This is a genomic window from Megamonas funiformis (genome assembly GCF_010669225.1).
GTDB lineage: Bacteria > Bacillota > Negativicutes > Selenomonadales > Selenomonadaceae > Megamonas > Megamonas funiformis.
The window spans coordinates 1235527-1250626 of the sequence record NZ_CP048627.1; the positions used below are offsets into that span (position 1 = coordinate 1235527).

Here is a 15100-nt window from a genome sequence, read left to right on the forward strand (position 1 = left end):
ATAGCTAAGTGAGATGGTGATTAATTATTTATGTGGGAAAAGATAAAATCTATATTAACTACTACTAAGTATCAAGTTAGAATTGGCTTGGCTGTAGTATTAATATTTTTAGGCGGATATAATTTATTTTTCATCGGCGATGATGAAGGACATGGCGATAATATTTCTATAAAAATAGAAAGTGGCATGTCTACAGAAGAAATTGCTCAAAATTTGCAAGAACATGCTATAATAAACAATGGTCTTGGTTTTCGCATTTTAGCTCGTTTGGAAGGTAAGGATACTCAATTTAAAGAAGGTATTTATTATTTTCGTGTGGGTATGAATATAAATTCTGTTCTTGATAGATTGGTTCAAGGGCCAGAAAATCAAGTAGTTAGAATAACTATTCCAGAAGGCTTCACTGTAGAAGATATTGCTAATTTATTAGAAAAAGAAAATTTGACTACAAAAGAGGAATTTTGCAAAGTAGCAAAAGATTATACTCCATATGATTATATGAAGGAGGCTACAGAAAATAAGGATATCAAATATGCTGTAGAGGGTTTTTTATTTCCTGATACTTACGATATTGATAGGTCTTATGGTGCAAAACAAATCATGCAAATCATGGTAGATAATTTTGACCATAGGTTAAATAGTGAAATGCGTGAACGTGCTAAAGAGGAAAATTTATCTATTTTTGAATTGGTAACTATGGCATCTTTGGTGGAAAAAGAAGCTAAATTTGCAGAAGATAGACCAATTATCGCTGATGTATTTTTCAAACGACTAGAAAATCATATGATGTTACAATCTGATGCGACTATTCAATATGCTTTAGATGAACATAAGGAAGAATTTAGCATTGAAGATACAAAACTAGATTCTCCATATAATACGTATCAACATGAAGGATTGACTCCAGGGCCAATTGGAAATCCTGGTCTTGCTTCTATTGAAGCTGTATTATATCCAGCAACTACAGATTATTTGTATTTTGTGGCAGATAGTGAAGGTCATAATCATTATAGTGTAACGTATGATGAACATTTAAAAGTTATTGAAGAAATATATGGTGAATAAATAATAAGTAAGAGGAATTAAAACGTGGAAGCTTTATTTAAGCAAATGGAAGATTTTGCGAAAGAAAATAAAGTACCAATTATCAATGAAAATGGTAGAAAGGTTTTTATTGAGATAATAAAAAAATATAAGCCACAAAGAGTTTTGGAAATTGGTACTGCGATAGGTTATTCTGCATTATTAACTACTTATTATGGTGCAGAAAATGCAAAGATTATTTCTTTGGAATTAGATGAAGAACGCGCAAAACAGGCTCAAGATTTTATAAATCAATCTGCATATAGAGAACAGATTAAAATTATTTTAGGTGATGCCGCTAAAAATATAGAAAAACTAGATAAAAATTATAAATTTGATATGGTTTTTATCGATGCAGCGAAAGGACAATATCCTGATTATTTGCAGAAAGTATTACCATTATTAGCTGATGATGGCATTATTTTAGCTGATAATGTATTATTTCGCGGTTATGTAATGAGTGAAGAAAAGCCACCTCGCCGATATAAGACGATTGTAAAAAGATTGCGTGAATATATTGCTATGGTAAGTGATACAGATAAATTTACAACAGAGATTTTTGAAAATGGCGATGGTTTGGCTTTAACTAAAAGATTGAAAACTAATTAATTATTTGGAGGAACAATGCAAAATACAATAAAAAAACCTGAATTATTAGCACCAGCAGGAAATTTAGAAAAATTGAAAATGGCTATTTTATATGGAGCAGATGCTGTATATCTTGGCGGAAAACGCTTTGGGCTTCGTGCTTATGGCGGTAATTTTTCTAAAGAAGAAATGATTGAAGGCGTCAAATTTGCTCATGAACGTGGTAGAAAAGTTTATGTAACAGCAAATATTTTTCCGCATAATAATGATATAAATGAGATTTTACCATATCTACAAGAATTGGTAGAAGTTGGTGTTGATGCTGTTTTAGTATCTGATATCGGTTTATTCATGCTCATTAAAAATGAAGTGCCAAATCTTGAAGTTCATATCAGTACACAGGCTAATAATACAAACTGGAGAGCTGTTAAAGCATGGCAAGATTTAGGAGCAGAACGTGTTGTATTAGCTCGTGAACTTTCTTTTGCTGAGATAAAAGAAATTCGTGAAAAAACTGATGTGGAATTAGAAATGTTTGTACATGGTGCAATGTGTATTTCTTATTCTGGTCGTTGCTTAATCAGTAATTATTTAACAGGTAGAGATTCTAATCGTGGAGCATGTACTCAACCTTGCCGTTGGAAATATAATTTAACTGAAGAAAAACGTCCTGGTCAATTTTTCCCTGTAACTGAAGATGAAAATGGAACATATTTCTTTAATTCTAAAGATATGTGTTTACTTCCTTATCTAAAAGATATCATCGAATGTGGTGTAGATAGCTTAAAAATTGAAGGTCGCATGAAATCTATTCATTATGTAGCTAGTGTAGTAAGTGCATACCGTCATGCTATCGATAGTTATTTTGAAAATCCAGAAGAATTCACGATTAAACAAGAATGGATAGATGAATTAAATAAAGTTTCTCATCGTGAATATACAAGTGGTTTCTCTTATCATAAAACTTCTTGTGATGATCAAATTTACAACACAACATCTTATGAACATACATCTGATTTTGTAGGCTTAGTACTTGATTATGATGAAGAAACTAAAATTGCTACTATACAGCAACGTAATCATTTAACAGTTGGACAAGAAATAGAATTCTTCCAGCCTGATGCACCTTTATTTAAACAAACTATTACAGAAATGTTTAATGATGAAGGTATTTCCATAGAAGTAGCACCACATCCACAACAGATTATTACTATGAAAATGGATAAACCTGTTGTGCCATATACAATTTTAAGACGTGATGTAGTTGCTGAAGAAAATTAAATAAAAAAAGCGTTATAATCTGAACTGCACCCCAAAAGTTGTTTTTTGTCCAACTTTTGGGGTGCAGTTCAATTATTAAAAGAAAAAGGCATTATCCAAAGCATGAGCCGAAAAGGCAATTGCTTAGATAATGCCGTAATAGAAAATTTCTTTGGTTTACTAAAAAGCGAATTATTCTATTTAAAAAAATTCAAATCCGTTGAAGATTTTATAAAAGAGTTAAAATCTTATATAAAATATTATAATACAAAACGGATAAAGATAAAACTAAAAGGACTTAGTCCTGTAGAATACAGAATTAAGTTTCAATTAGTAGCCTAATTAATATGTCCAATATTTTGGGTGCACATCAGATTATAACGCTTTTTTTATTGAGATAGTTTCATTTGATAAGCTTCGCCCCAAGTTTTCATTGCTTCTAGAATAGGTTTTAAACTAATACCTGTTTCGGTTAAAGTGTATTCAACACGCGGAGGAACTTCAGCATATACTGTTCGATAAATAAGACCGTTTTTTTCCATATCTCTTAATTGAGTTGTTAACACTTTTTGAGAAATATTTCCTAGAGATTTTTTTAATTCACCAAATCTTTTTGTTCCCGAAGCCAAATCACGTAAAATTAATACTTTCCATTTATCACCTATTAACATAAGTGTTGTTTCTACAGGACATTGGGGTAAATTTTTTGTTTTTAGCATAATATGTTCACCATTTCTAGATAAATTATTATTTATTATATAAATGAAAATTAAGAAAGTCAATTTATGAATTAAATTTAAAAATTTTTATCTATAAAAAATCCTATAGTTTATATAATTGTTACTTAGAGGTAACTAAATAACAAAAAAGTGCTTACTTTACAGCTATATATCGCAAGTATAAAATAGGTTTTATAAAAATAAGAAATGAAAATTTTCTAGGAGGTCTTTATAATGAAAAAAGTAATTGAATTTTTACAACAAAATCCTGTACAATATCTTGCCACAGTTGGTAGAGACGGCAAAGCAAAATGTAGACCATTTATGTTTGTTTTAGCAAAAGATAATAAACTTTGATTTAGTACAAATAATACTAAAGATGTTTATAAAGATATGCAAAAAAATCCATATATTGAAATATCTATTGCTTCTCCTCAATATGCATGGCTTCGTTTAAATGGAAAAGTTGTTTTTGAAGAAAATAAGGAAATAAAAGAAGCTTATATGAATAATCCTATTATTAAAAGTCAATATAAAACAGCTGATAATCCTATTTTTAAAGTATTTTATCTAGAAAATCCTCATGGCACAATAGCTGATTTTTCTGGTAAAGAACCATATGTTTTTTGAGTAAAAAAAGCAAGATACTAAGTAATATATCTTGCTTTTCTATTAATATAATTTTTATTCAAAGTATAGATATACACCTAATATACCTTGTTTTTGGGATATCCAGATGGTATTTTCTTTATTATTTACTTCATTACTTACAGCATAAGGTAAATTATTATTGAGCATGACTTGGTCAAGTGGCCAATATACACCATTGATGCTAACACCGCTACAAGTGCCACCTAAAGGAAGTAGTGAGATGGCTTTTGGTGTTTGTTTGAGATTTAGGGTTAGATGTTCTTCATTATGTAAAAAGAATAAAATTTCTTTTTCATCAGCAATACAACCACAAAAATTTTTATTTAACATGCCATTAAAACTAAATATAGTGCTAAAAGCATGGTCAAAACGTCCGCCCCATGCACCTGTTAAAATGACAGTTGAAGCTGGATATTTATCATCAATTATTTGAAGTGCTAATTGCGTATCAGTAACATCTTTTTTTGTAGGAACTTTTGTTATAGTAACATCATTATCTACAGCCCATTGCCATGCTTCAGAAGTAGCACTATCACCATCACCAATTAATTGAAGTGGTTTGATATCAGCTTCTTTACATATATCTATGCCATGGTCAGCACAAAAAATATTTTTATTTTCACAGATGGATTTTAACCACTGTACATCAGGTGGATTACCTCCACTTATTAGTACTGTTTGATTTTTAGGTAATTCATAACTAAATTTTGCTATTAGTTGAGGAAGTTCTAAGATATTATTCATATTGTTTAGCCTCTTTATATATATCAGTTTTTTCATTAAGAGCTTTTTTGAATTCTCTCGGTGTTTGTTTAAAAATTTGTTTAAAGGTTCTTGAAAAAGTGGAATAGTCTTTAAAACCACAGTCAAAGCATATTTGAGTTAAAGCTATTCCAGATTTAATCTTTTCTTTAGCCACTATTAATCGTTTATTTAATATATATTGATGAATACTGTAGCCTGTTTTTAATTTAAATTTTCGCATTAAGTAATATTTACTTACAAAAAAATGATTAGCTAGATAATCAATATTTAATTCTGTAAATAAATGTTCATTTATATAATCAATAACAGAATTAATAGTTTTATCATAGGAAACTTTATGATGAATAGTCAAATTTTTATTATCATTGATAATGGCTCTATTTATTAAAATCATAAATTCTAAGAATTTTAGATTACTGTATAACTCATGTGCAAAACCTTTATCATTAAAGGAGCTTTCTAAAATTTGGATTTGTTTCAAGATATCATTTTCATTGATATTGTCTAAATTCATAACATATGAATTATGTTCTTGAGTATAATTAAAACAAAAATCTAATTTATCTGTAGTATCTATTTTATTTTTTAGATAATTAGGGTCAATATAAAGGACAATACGTTCATATGTTGCTGTATCGCTAATAGTAGGATAATGAATACAATTATGAGGTACAAAAACAATATCATAGGGAAATAATTGATAAGTTTGCCCTTCAATATTATATTTAACTTTACCACTTAAGAATAAAATTATTTTATCAAATTCGTGATAATGTGCTTTGATTTCTATTTTTTGGACATCTTTGAGATGAAATAATTTAAAATAAGATGTTAAATAGCCTTTTTTTTGATATTCCATAGCTATCCCTCTTTTCATAAATTATACTATACTTTATCTTACGCTTTTTGGCAAAAAAATTTTTATCAACGATAAAATTTTAGAGCATTTTTTGCAATGTTTTTTGCATTTATCATATAGTATTTGTTATATCTATAATATATAATATAATCAATTTGAAAATATGAAACAAAGATATTGATTATAGATAATTACTGTTTAAGGAGTTGGGCATAATGTCATTAGTAATGAAAAAATATAGATATAACCATAAAGATTATTTAGTATATGAAAGAAATCTTTTAGCTAGAGAATTTGATGCAAATGAATGGCAAACAATTTGCAATAATGATTTAGGTGTTGGAGTTGATTTCATTATTGAAATTATTAATACACAGATTTTTGCTTATGATATGTATGGTCAGAAAATAGATTTAAATCAAGATTTACAATTGGTTATAGATTATCATGAAGGCATTTTAAAAGATAATAATATTTTAGCTCAATTTACTCGTGATATTGAAGTTCGTTTTACTAATTATTATATTAATAAATTGGCTAATTTAGTTACTAAAAAAGCTTATAGCGCATGAAAAAATAGATAAAATATACAAGCATAGCGTCATACTATGCTTTTTTTATTGCAAAAACTATTAAATAATGAATTTTTATTTTATAATATAAGTAAAATAAAATTCAAGGAGATAAAAATAAAATGAAAAATGCATCTCTAGAAGAACGATTTTTATCTACAAAAGGTCGCATAAATCGTAAAATATTTATCTTATATGCAGTATGTTTTATCTTATTTTGTCTATTTTTGATAATACCAACGTTTTTAGTGATTATCAGTACGACAGATGGGACAGTAGTTGATATTAGTGTAAGTATAGTATCTACATTGATTGAATTAGCATTATTACCTAGTTTATTTTTAGGAATTAAACGTTTGCATGATTTAGATAAATCGGCTGTATGGATAATTTTATGTGTAATTCCATTGATAAATATGCTATTTTTTGCTTATTTATGTTTAATAAAAGGGACTGATGGTGATAATAAATATGGAAAAGACCCTTTAAGTTTGGATTTATAAGGAGTTTTTTATGAATTTAGAAGAAAAATATTTCTCTACAGAAGGTAGATTAAATCGAAAGCCATTTATTTATTATATAATCTTTTTGATTGTCATATCATTGGCTTTTATAGGGATTATTACTTTATTAGGTTTAGCTAGTGCATTATCTATTGCTATTTTAGGCGAAAATGTAAATGATTTAAATGTTTTATCACAAATAGAAGTAATTCCTATTTTACTTATTTTAGTAGCTTCTTTAATCTTAATAATATTATTTTTACCACTTAATTTTTTGATGATACGACGTTTGCACGATTTGAATTTTAGTGGTTGGTGGATAATATTTCCTATCGTTTTCCCTTTTGGTTATTTCATTTTTATTTTGTATTTGATTCTGGCTAAAGGAACAAATGGTCCAAATAAATATGGTGAAAATCCTTTAGAATTAACAAAAAGCAGTAATGTTTAAATACATTACTGCTTTTATCATTAGTGGAAACTTTTTATCAAAAAAAATAGAGTAGAGAAGACTCTCTACTCTAAAAAATATATAAATTTGTTTGAGTTTGTATTATTCAACTAAATCAAGATTTACTTCTGGATTTACATCAGCATCATAATCTACATTATCAAAACCAAAGCCAAAGAGATTGTAGAAGTCATTCCAATAACCATCTACATCAGCATATTGAGTTAAGTTTTCAGTAGTTACTTTATCCCAGTATTCAAAAATAGTATTTTGTACATCGTCTCTCATTTCTAAATCATCAATGCGAATACGGTGTTCATCATCTACTTTTGGTTGTGGTTGAGAGAGGTATTCATGCCATAAACGATACATTTGTTCGATAGTACCTTCATGAACATTTTTATCTTTCATTACACGATACATAACCGCCACATATAAAGGAACAATAGGAATAGCAGAACTAGACTGTGTAACTAAAGCTTTATTTACAGAGATAATAGCATTAAAACCTTCTTGACGTAAAGCATCAGCTGTTTTATAAAGATGTTGTTTAGCAGCACCGATAGTACCTTCATAATATATTGGGTATGTAATCTTAGAACCAATATAAGAATATGCTACAGTGCAAGCATTTTCAGTTAAAACATCAGCATCTTTTAAAGCATGCATCCAATCAGCCCAATCTTCGCCACCCATAACTTTAATAGTAGCTTCTACTTCTTCAGGAGTAGCAGGAGGTAAAGTAGCTTCAGTTAATTCATTTGTTTTTAAATTTAAAGTCTTAGCAGTGAAAGGTTCATCAACAGTTTTTAATACGGAAGAATACATAGTTCCATCATCTGTTGTACGACGAGGAGCAGCTAAGGAATAAACGACCATATCAATTTTGCCTAAATCTTTTTTTATAAGTTCAATAGTTTTTTCTTTAATAGTTTGAGAGAAAGCATCACCATTTATTGTTTTAGCATAATAGCCATCATTTTTTGCAAATTCTTCAAAAGCAGCTGTATTATACCAACCAGCAGTTGCAGTTCTTTTACCATGTGCTGGTTTATCAAAAATAACTCCAATTGTAGAAGCACCGCTCGCGTATGTTGCACAAATACGAGATGCTAAGCCATAACCTGTAGAAGCACCTAATACTAATACACGTTTACCAAGTTCAACCTTTGGCTGACTTTTTACATATTCGATTTGACGGCGTACATTTTCTTTACAGCCTTCAGGGTGAGAAGTTAAACAGATAAAATCTTTTACTCTTGGCTTGATAATCATAAAATATTCTCCTTTACTTAGTTATCGCTAAGTTTTATATTATATTATTTTAATTAATATATAGGATTATTAATTTGAATAATATTAATATAAATATATATATTATTTATATTATACAACTTAGACTCAATAATAACAAATGATATTTAGATTAAAAATAAATTAAGAAATAATATTTTATTATAATTAATAAATAAAATATTATTTTCGAGGGGAGAAATAAAAAAAATAGACGCTTATAAGCGTCTATTTTCATGAATTTTTATCAAAAAAATCATCTATTAACAATCTTTAATTACTTTCAGTATTATCAACAATGATATCGTTATCAGAAGATTCGATTTCATCATTGATTTTTAAATAAATAGGTGAAAATATACTTGTCTGATATACAGTTATTCTCTTTATTTTAATTAATTCTAACATAGCTAAAAAAGTGGTGATTAACTCAGATTTAGAAATCTTATGCTCACTATATTGAAATACAGTGTTAAAACAAATATTTCCGCCATGTTGTTTAAGCAAAGCCAATAAAGAGATGATTTTATCTTCAATAGTATATTTTTCTCGAGCAACATTGGCTACAAGAGGTTCGTTTTCAATTTGGCTTTCTAGCACATTTTGAAAAGCTTGCCACAAAAGTTTTACATCAAGCCCTTTAGGTGGCAAATGTTTTGTCGGTAGATTAGAAGCTTCACGAAAAAATCTTTTGCCAGCTTCATCTGCCATTTTACCTAAAATACTGCTGACTTCTTTATAACGACGATATTCTAATAATCGTTCGACTAATTCTTTTCGTGGGTCAACTTCATCAGTATCATCTTCATTTATTTCTTCTACCTTGGTATCAGGTAATAAAATTTTGGATTTGATTTGTAATAATGTAGCTGCCATGACTAAAAACTCACTAGCTACTTCAATATTAAACTTTTTAAATTTAGCAAGATAATCCATATATTGTTCCGTCAATAGAGCAATAGGAATATCATAAATATCAATACGATTTTTTTCAATTAAATGCAATAATAAATCTAATGGCCCTTCAAAGGATTCTAAATGTACCTTATATTGTTCTTGTTGCATAAAAAACTCATTAAATAATAATAGAGATAATAAGATTTAAAATGCTTATAATAAAGTTACTGATAGGGTGAATAATAAAACCCAATATTCCAGTAAAAACAAGAGCGATTAGAATAAAAAAGCTATAACGATTAATTACAGATGATTGATATTTATAAGCTAATCTACCTGGTAATAGAGAAGATAAGATTTTAGAACCATCAAGTGGTGGAATAGGTACTAAATTAAAAATAGCGAAATTTACATTATAAATAATAATTAATTGTAATACCATAACAAGCCAATGAGGAGCAAAACTATATTTAAAACAAAGAGCAAAAAATATTGAAGCTACAAAAGCTGTGATTAAATTAGCTAATGGACCTGCTAAGGAAACTTGCATTTCACCTTTACGCCAATCATCAAAATTATTTAAATTAATTGGTACAGGCTTTGCCCAACCTATTTGAGCAAAAAATAACATAATCAATCCAATAGGGTCAATATGAGCTACAGGATTTAAAGTTAATCTGCCATTCATACGAGGAGTGAAATCTCCTAAATTATCAGCAACCTTAGCATGAGCATATTCATGAACAGTCAATGCAATCAATAAACCTGGGATTGCATAAATCATATCTGGACCAAAACCAAACATTAAATACCTCCTAAATTTTTAAATAACAAATATAAATAGATTATTGTTTGCACAATTTTTCTGCCATTAAAATAGCAACAACAGATTTAGCATCAAAAATTTCACCTTTATTAACTAAATCGACAGCTTCGCTTAGTGGCATTTCTACTAGATTTATAAATTCATCATCATCAGTATGTTGTTTACCTTTTACTAAATCTTGTGCTAAATAAATATAAATCCATTCATTAGAAAAACCAACAGTAGTAGCTAATTTATGAATTTGTGTGTATTTATTAGCAGTATAACCTGTTTCTTCAGATAATTCACGTTTAGCACAAATTAATGGGTCTTCATCTACACTATCTAATTTGCCAGCAGGAATTTCTAAAGTTACTTTGCCGATAGGATAACGATATTGACGCACTAAAATAATATTACCATTTGGCAATACAGGAATAACAGCAGAAGCACCTTGATGTTTTATCCATTCACGAACAGCTTTATTACCATTTGGTAATTTTACATAATCACGCTTTACATGAAGTAATACCCCATCAAAAATATCTTCGGAAGAAACTTTTTCTTCAATTAAATCTTCATACATGAAAATCCCTCTCTTTATATTATAATATTGATAACAATTATAAATTTTATATTCATAATTATATCATCTATAAAAACAATAAGCTATGAGAAAAATAATATACAAAAGTCTATTTTAAATAGATTTTTTGTGGCTATAATTTTTAAATTTTTTTATCAATCCGCCAATAAGTTAACAGCTTTACAAAAACTATATATCTTATATAAAGTTTTTAGTAATAATAAAATTAATGAAATTTATTATAAGATAATTGACAAAGATTAACACTAATGATAACATAAAACATAAGTAATAAAATATAGATAGAATAGGTGTCTATACAGACTTAATAGGGAATTCGGTATAAGCCGGAGCGGTCCCGCCACTGTAAAGACGAGCGATTTCACAATTATGTCACTGAGAATAAATCATTTTCTTGGGAAGGCGTGAATAGCTATGACTCTAAGCCAGGAGAACTGCCTATTTAATAATCACTGTTATTACCTGCGAGCGATGGGAAGGCGATTTATACAGATATAAATATTGTATAATACTGCCTAATTCTATAAGAATTAGGCTTTTTTTCTTATATTTATAATTGTATGTTTCTCTTAAAAGTCTGCTAGCAAAGGCAGACTTTTTTTGTTTGCCTTAACGGAAGAAAGGAGAGGAGCTTTTTAATCTATAATAATGAAAAAAATAAGGAGGTTGTTTTAATTTGAAACGATTAATAAATCGTTTAATTCAATTAGTAATTACATTAATTGGTGTTAGTTTTTTAACATTTTGTTTAACTTATTTATCACCTGGTGATCCAGCAGCCATGGTTTTAGAGGCTTCAGATACTATTGTTTCTCAAGAAATAATAGAGCAAACTCGTGAAGAAATGGGACTTAATGATCCATTTCTTGTACAATATGGCAATTGGCTTTTAGGTGTAGCACAAGGCGATATGGGAATTTCTTATTCAGGAAAAAAACCTGTAATAGATAAGTTAATGGAAGGTTTTGCAGGGACTGTTTTATTAGCTTTGACTACAATTATTTTAATTATAATTATTTCCATTCCTTTGGGAATTTTTTCCGCTACACATCGCAATAGAATTCCTGACTTTTTAGTGAGAATCTTTTCTTTTATTGGTGTATCTATGCCAAGTTTTTGGGTAGGATTGATTTTATTATATATTTTTGGCTTAAAATTGGGATTATTTCCTATAGCTACTGCTAGTGTAACACCAAGTGGATTAGTGTTACCAGCACTTACTTTAGCTATCTATCAATCGGCAAAATATACTAGGCAAGTGCGTACTGTTATTTTAGATGAATTACATCAAGATTATGTAATAGGTGCTAGAGCTAGAGGATTGTCTGAAAAAGCTATTTTATGGAAACATATTTTGCCTAATGCAATTTTACCTTTAATAACTTTGTTAGGTATGTCCATTGGTTGGTTATTAGGTGGTGTTGCTGTTATTGAAACAGTTTTTGCTTGGCCAGGTATGGGGAGAATGGCAGTGTATGCTATTACTATGCGTGATTATCCATTAATCGAAGGATTTGTTTTATGGATTTCTATTGTGTATACAGTAATTAATTTTTTAGTAGATTTATCGTATACATATCTTGATCCTAGGCTGAAAAAAGGAGATTCAAGATGATTAAATTTATAAAGAATAATAAATTATTTTCTGTATATACATTTTTGGTTTTTTTAGTAATTCTAATTGCTATATTAGCACCTATTATTGCTACGCATGACCCTTATGAATCGAATATGACCAATGTATTGCAGATGCCAAGCGGTGAACATATTTTAGGTACTGATAAATTAGGTAGAGATACCTTTTCCAGAATAATTTATGGTACACAAACTTCATTATTTATGACTATTTGTTTAGTTATATTAACGGCTACTATTGGTTCTTTAGTTGGTATTTTATCAGGTTATTTTGGTGGTAAAGTAGAAATTGTATTGATGCGTTTAGCTGATATTATGTTGTCTTTCCCAGGTGTAATTTTAGCAATTGCTATTGCTGGTATTTTAGGTGGAAGTATTATAAATACAATTTTTGCTTTAGTAATAGTAAGTTGGGCAAAATATGCTCGTCTAGTTCGTAGTTTAGTCATAAGATTACGTAATAATGATTTTATCATAGCTGCTAAAGTAAATGGTACAACAACTATTAATATTTTATGGCGCCACATATTACCAAATATATTGCCAATGATTGTAATAACAGGTGCAATGGATATTGGGACTATGATGATGGAAATAGCGGGTCTATCTTTTTTAGGTTTTGGTGCTCAACCACCTACACCAGAATGGGGATTAATGCTCAATGAAGGTCGACAATATATACAAACTGCCCCATGGCTGATGATTTATCCAGGGTTAGCTATTTTTATAGTAGTAGCTATATTTAATCTTTGGGGAGATAGTTTACGTGATATCTTAGACCCTAGACAAGATTGATAGATTTTATTGATAAGAAAAGAGGTTGAATATGAAAAGTTTTAGAATGAAAAAATTATGGAAGGCTATTAGTTTAAGTCTATGTGGTATATTGACCGCAGGTATAATAGCTGGTTGTAGCTCTGAAAATACAGTAGATAAAACTACTTTGAAATTTGGAGTTACAAATTTTGCAGATACTTTAGAGCCAACACAGAATTATTTTGGCTGGGTTGTAATGCGTTATGCTATTGGTGAATGTTTGGCAAAATTTGATGAAAAAATGAATGTTCAGCCATGGCTTGCGGAAAGTTGGTCTATTAGCGATGATCATTTAACATGGACTTTTAAAATCCGTGATAATGTGAAATTTTCTAATGGCAATCTAGTAACAGCTGAAGCTGTAAAAAAATCTATTGAACGTGCTTTTGCTAAAAATACTCGAGCCAAAACTTTCTTTGAATACACAGAAATGAAGGCTGATGGTCAAAATTTAATAATCACAACAAGCAAACCTCAACCTAATATGCCTGGATTTTTGGCTGACCCATTATTTATTATTGTAGATGTTAGTGCAGAGAAACAAGGTAGAGATTTTGCCAAAGAAGGTCCAATTTGTACTGGTCCATATAAAGTAGAGTCTTTTGTAAAAGAAAAGGCTGTAATGGTGAGAAATGAATATTATTGGGACGGCGAAGTTCCTTTTGAACGTGTAGAAATACCATCTATTGATGATCCTAATACTCGTGCTATGGCACTTCAATCTGGTGAAGTTAATTTTGCTGTAAATATCGCAGCTGGAGATATAGATTTATTTAGAAATAATGATAAATTCTATATCGATGAAATTTCTTCATTACGTACAGTACTTGCCCGTATCAATCAAAAAGGTATTTTAGGTGACCCAAAAGTTCGTGCTGCCTTGATTTCTGCTTGTGATCGAGAAAATTATAATAATGTATTATTGAAAGGTACATTTATTCCAGGTAAAGCGCCAATACCGCCATCTATGGACTATGGCTTTGATGAATTGACAGACCCAAATGCATATAATCCAGAAAGAGCTAAGCAATTATTAGCCGAAGCTGGTTGGACTGATAGTAATGGAGATGGTATTTTAGATAAAGATGGCAAGGACTTAAGTCTTGATTTTGTCGTGTATAATAGCCGTGCAGAGCTTCCTTTATACGCTGAAGCTGTACAAGCTGATGCTAAAAAAGTAGGAATTAATATAAATATAAAAAGTGTAGATTATAATCTTATTGATAAAATGGGTATTGATGGCGATTATGATTTACTCATTTCTAATATTACAACTGCTAATACTGGAGACCCTGAAATTTATTTAAGTTGGTATTGGAAAACTAATGTAAATGGAGATAATCCACAAAATGGTTCTGGATATAGTAATCGTGAATATGATGAGATTTTAAATCAATTATCTGTCGAATTTGATAAAGAAAAACGTCGTCAATTAATTATTGAAGCGCAACAAATTTTGTTAGATGACGGTGTTGCATTATTCTTAGGTTATCCACAGACTAATATTATCAGCACCAAAGGCTTAGAGGGTGTAGTTATGTATCCATCGGATTATTATTGGCTTACTAATAAAATAAAACCAGCTAAAGCATAAAA

At 29.2% G+C, this 15100-nt stretch carries 18 protein-coding genes, 1 pseudogene and 1 riboswitch; of the genes and pseudogenes, 12 read left to right on the top strand and 7 right to left on the bottom strand.

Features of this window, described 5'->3' with window-relative positions; genetic code table 11:
* The first annotated feature begins 30 nt into the window (after positions 1 to 30).
* The 4 genes and pseudogenes from mltG to GXM21_RS06255 all read left to right on the top strand — a co-directional run.
* Entirely contained in the window at positions 31 to 1065 is a 1035-nt protein-coding gene (mltG, locus tag GXM21_RS06240) for an endolytic transglycosylase MltG (RefSeq protein ID WP_008537911.1), read from the top strand.
* 24 nt (positions 1066 to 1089) lie between these two features.
* Positions 1090 to 1692 carry an O-methyltransferase gene (locus GXM21_RS06245; RefSeq protein ID WP_008537910.1) on the top strand — a complete coding sequence of 201 codons (603 nt, stop codon included), beginning with the start codon at positions 1090 to 1092 and terminating at the stop codon, positions 1690 to 1692.
* 15 nt (positions 1693 to 1707) lie between these two features.
* The gene (locus GXM21_RS06250; protein WP_008537909.1) at positions 1708 to 2952 is read left to right on the top strand and encodes a peptidase U32 family protein; all 1245 of its coding nucleotides are present in this window, start codon (positions 1708 to 1710) and stop codon (positions 2950 to 2952) included.
* 75 nt (positions 2953 to 3027) lie between these two features.
* Positions 3028 to 3273 (top strand): annotated as a pseudogene (locus tag GXM21_RS06255) (transposase); the annotation flags it as partial.
* A gap of 47 nt (positions 3274 to 3320) precedes the next feature.
* Here GXM21_RS06255 and GXM21_RS06260 read toward each other — a convergent pair.
* Complete coding sequence (locus tag GXM21_RS06260; protein WP_018999372.1) at positions 3321 to 3650, bottom strand: winged helix-turn-helix transcriptional regulator; 330 nt, start codon at positions 3648 to 3650, stop codon at positions 3321 to 3323.
* 234 nt (positions 3651 to 3884) lie between these two features.
* Between GXM21_RS06260 and GXM21_RS13015 the strand changes: the two genes are divergently transcribed.
* Positions 3885 to 4007: a pyridoxamine 5'-phosphate oxidase family protein gene (locus tag GXM21_RS13015; RefSeq protein ID WP_008540275.1), complete on the top strand. Its 123-nt coding sequence runs from the start codon at positions 3885 to 3887 to the stop codon at positions 4005 to 4007.
* A gap of 36 nt (positions 4008 to 4043) precedes the next feature.
* Positions 4044 to 4280 (top strand): hypothetical protein, encoded by a 237-nt coding sequence (locus GXM21_RS13020; RefSeq protein WP_008540274.1) that lies wholly within the window; start codon positions 4044 to 4046, stop codon positions 4278 to 4280.
* A 54-nt stretch (positions 4281 to 4334) separates the two neighbouring features.
* On the opposite strand, the gene GXM21_RS06270 is transcribed toward GXM21_RS13020, so the two are convergent.
* The gene (locus tag GXM21_RS06270) at positions 4335 to 5045 is read right to left on the bottom strand and encodes a thiamine diphosphokinase (RefSeq protein ID WP_008540273.1); all 711 of its coding nucleotides are present in this window, start codon (positions 5043 to 5045) and stop codon (positions 4335 to 4337) included.
* Positions 5038 to 5925: an AraC family transcriptional regulator gene (locus tag GXM21_RS06275; protein WP_008540272.1), complete on the bottom strand. Its 888-nt coding sequence runs from the start codon at positions 5923 to 5925 to the stop codon at positions 5038 to 5040. Before GXM21_RS06275 ends, GXM21_RS06270 begins: the two co-directional genes overlap by 8 nt.
* A gap of 215 nt (positions 5926 to 6140) precedes the next feature.
* On the opposite strand from GXM21_RS06275, the gene GXM21_RS06280 reads away from it, so the two are divergent.
* The 3 genes from GXM21_RS06280 to GXM21_RS06290 all read left to right on the top strand — a co-directional run bounded on the left by GXM21_RS06280 (position 6141) and on the right by GXM21_RS06290 (position 7451).
* The gene (locus GXM21_RS06280; protein ID WP_115151406.1) at positions 6141 to 6497 is read left to right on the top strand and encodes a hypothetical protein; all 357 of its coding nucleotides are present in this window, start codon (positions 6141 to 6143) and stop codon (positions 6495 to 6497) included.
* Between the two features lie 122 nt (positions 6498 to 6619).
* Positions 6620 to 7000 carry a DUF805 domain-containing protein gene (locus GXM21_RS06285; RefSeq protein WP_008537907.1) on the top strand — a complete coding sequence of 127 codons (381 nt, stop codon included), beginning with the start codon at positions 6620 to 6622 and terminating at the stop codon, positions 6998 to 7000.
* Between the two features lie 10 nt (positions 7001 to 7010).
* Positions 7011 to 7451 carry a DUF805 domain-containing protein gene (locus GXM21_RS06290; protein ID WP_008537905.1) on the top strand — a complete coding sequence of 147 codons (441 nt, stop codon included), beginning with the start codon at positions 7011 to 7013 and terminating at the stop codon, positions 7449 to 7451.
* 102 nt (positions 7452 to 7553) lie between these two features.
* Here GXM21_RS06290 and fabV read toward each other — a convergent pair whose 3' ends face one another.
* The 4 genes from fabV to GXM21_RS06310 form a co-directional block, all read right to left on the bottom strand.
* Positions 7554 to 8726 carry an enoyl-ACP reductase FabV gene (fabV, locus tag GXM21_RS06295; RefSeq protein ID WP_008537904.1) on the bottom strand — a complete coding sequence of 391 codons (1173 nt, stop codon included), beginning with the start codon at positions 8724 to 8726 and terminating at the stop codon, positions 7554 to 7556.
* Positions 8727 to 9017: 291 nt separating this feature from the next.
* Positions 9018 to 9809 (bottom strand): segregation and condensation protein A, encoded by a 792-nt coding sequence (locus tag GXM21_RS06300; RefSeq protein ID WP_008537903.1) that lies wholly within the window; start codon positions 9807 to 9809, stop codon positions 9018 to 9020.
* A 10-nt stretch (positions 9810 to 9819) separates the two neighbouring features.
* Entirely contained in the window at positions 9820 to 10446 is a 627-nt protein-coding gene (locus tag GXM21_RS06305; RefSeq protein WP_008537902.1) for a site-2 protease family protein, read from the bottom strand.
* Positions 10447 to 10486: 40 nt separating this feature from the next.
* The gene (locus GXM21_RS06310) at positions 10487 to 11032 is read right to left on the bottom strand and encodes an NUDIX domain-containing protein (RefSeq protein WP_008537901.1); all 546 of its coding nucleotides are present in this window, start codon (positions 11030 to 11032) and stop codon (positions 10487 to 10489) included.
* 292 nt (positions 11033 to 11324) lie between these two features.
* A riboswitch (cobalamin riboswitch) is annotated at positions 11325 to 11509 on the top strand.
* 220 nt (positions 11510 to 11729) lie between these two features.
* Here GXM21_RS06310 and nikB point away from each other — a divergent pair.
* From nikB to GXM21_RS06325, 3 genes are read left to right on the top strand one after another with little or no spacing between them, the layout of a single operon-like run.
* Positions 11730 to 12668 carry a nickel ABC transporter permease gene (gene nikB, locus GXM21_RS06315; RefSeq protein ID WP_008537900.1) on the top strand — a complete coding sequence of 313 codons (939 nt, stop codon included), beginning with the start codon at positions 11730 to 11732 and terminating at the stop codon, positions 12666 to 12668.
* Complete coding sequence (nikC, locus tag GXM21_RS06320; RefSeq protein WP_008537899.1) at positions 12665 to 13483, top strand: nickel transporter permease; 819 nt, start codon at positions 12665 to 12667, stop codon at positions 13481 to 13483. The genes nikB and nikC overlap by 4 nt, the downstream gene beginning before the upstream one ends.
* A 46-nt stretch (positions 13484 to 13529) precedes the next feature.
* On the top strand, positions 13530 to 15098 hold the full coding sequence (locus GXM21_RS06325) for an ABC transporter substrate-binding protein (protein WP_039881396.1): 1569 nt from the start codon (positions 13530 to 13532) through the stop codon (positions 15096 to 15098).
* Positions 15099 to 15100 lie beyond the last annotated feature (2 nt).

Bases quoted from the DNA above. Each gene is read 5' to 3' on its own strand.
- GXM21_RS06285 (WP_008537907.1), top strand. From the start codon at position 6,620: ATGAAAAATGCATCTCTAGAAGAACGATTTTTATCTACAAAAGGTCGC.
- nikC (WP_008537899.1), top strand. From the start codon at position 12,665: ATGATTAAATTTATAAAGAATAATAAATTATTTTCTGTATATACATTT.
- GXM21_RS06305 (WP_008537902.1), bottom strand. From the start codon at position 10,446: ATGTTTGGTTTTGGTCCAGATATGATTTATGCAATCCCAGGTTTATTG.
- GXM21_RS06275 (WP_008540272.1), bottom strand. From the start codon at position 5,925: ATGGAATATCAAAAAAAAGGCTATTTAACATCTTATTTTAAATTATTT.
- GXM21_RS06250 (WP_008537909.1), top strand. From the start codon at position 1,708: ATGCAAAATACAATAAAAAAACCTGAATTATTAGCACCAGCAGGAAAT.
- GXM21_RS06310 (WP_008537901.1), bottom strand. From the start codon at position 11,032: ATGTATGAAGATTTAATTGAAGAAAAAGTTTCTTCCGAAGATATTTTT.
- fabV (WP_008537904.1), bottom strand. From the start codon at position 8,726: ATGATTATCAAGCCAAGAGTAAAAGATTTTATCTGTTTAACTTCTCAC.
- GXM21_RS13020 (WP_008540274.1), top strand. From the start codon at position 4,044: ATGCAAAAAAATCCATATATTGAAATATCTATTGCTTCTCCTCAATAT.
- GXM21_RS06300 (WP_008537903.1), bottom strand. From the start codon at position 9,809: ATGCAACAAGAACAATATAAGGTACATTTAGAATCCTTTGAAGGGCCA.
- GXM21_RS06290 (WP_008537905.1), top strand. From the start codon at position 7,011: ATGAATTTAGAAGAAAAATATTTCTCTACAGAAGGTAGATTAAATCGA.
- GXM21_RS06325 (WP_039881396.1), top strand. From the start codon at position 13,530: ATGAAAAAATTATGGAAGGCTATTAGTTTAAGTCTATGTGGTATATTG.
- GXM21_RS06280 (WP_115151406.1), top strand. From the start codon at position 6,141: ATGTCATTAGTAATGAAAAAATATAGATATAACCATAAAGATTATTTA.
- GXM21_RS13015 (WP_008540275.1), top strand. From the start codon at position 3,885: ATGAAAAAAGTAATTGAATTTTTACAACAAAATCCTGTACAATATCTT.
- GXM21_RS06260 (WP_018999372.1), bottom strand. From the start codon at position 3,650: ATGCTAAAAACAAAAAATTTACCCCAATGTCCTGTAGAAACAACACTT.
- GXM21_RS06270 (WP_008540273.1), bottom strand. From the start codon at position 5,045: ATGAATAATATCTTAGAACTTCCTCAACTAATAGCAAAATTTAGTTAT.
- mltG (WP_008537911.1), top strand. From the start codon at position 31: ATGTGGGAAAAGATAAAATCTATATTAACTACTACTAAGTATCAAGTT.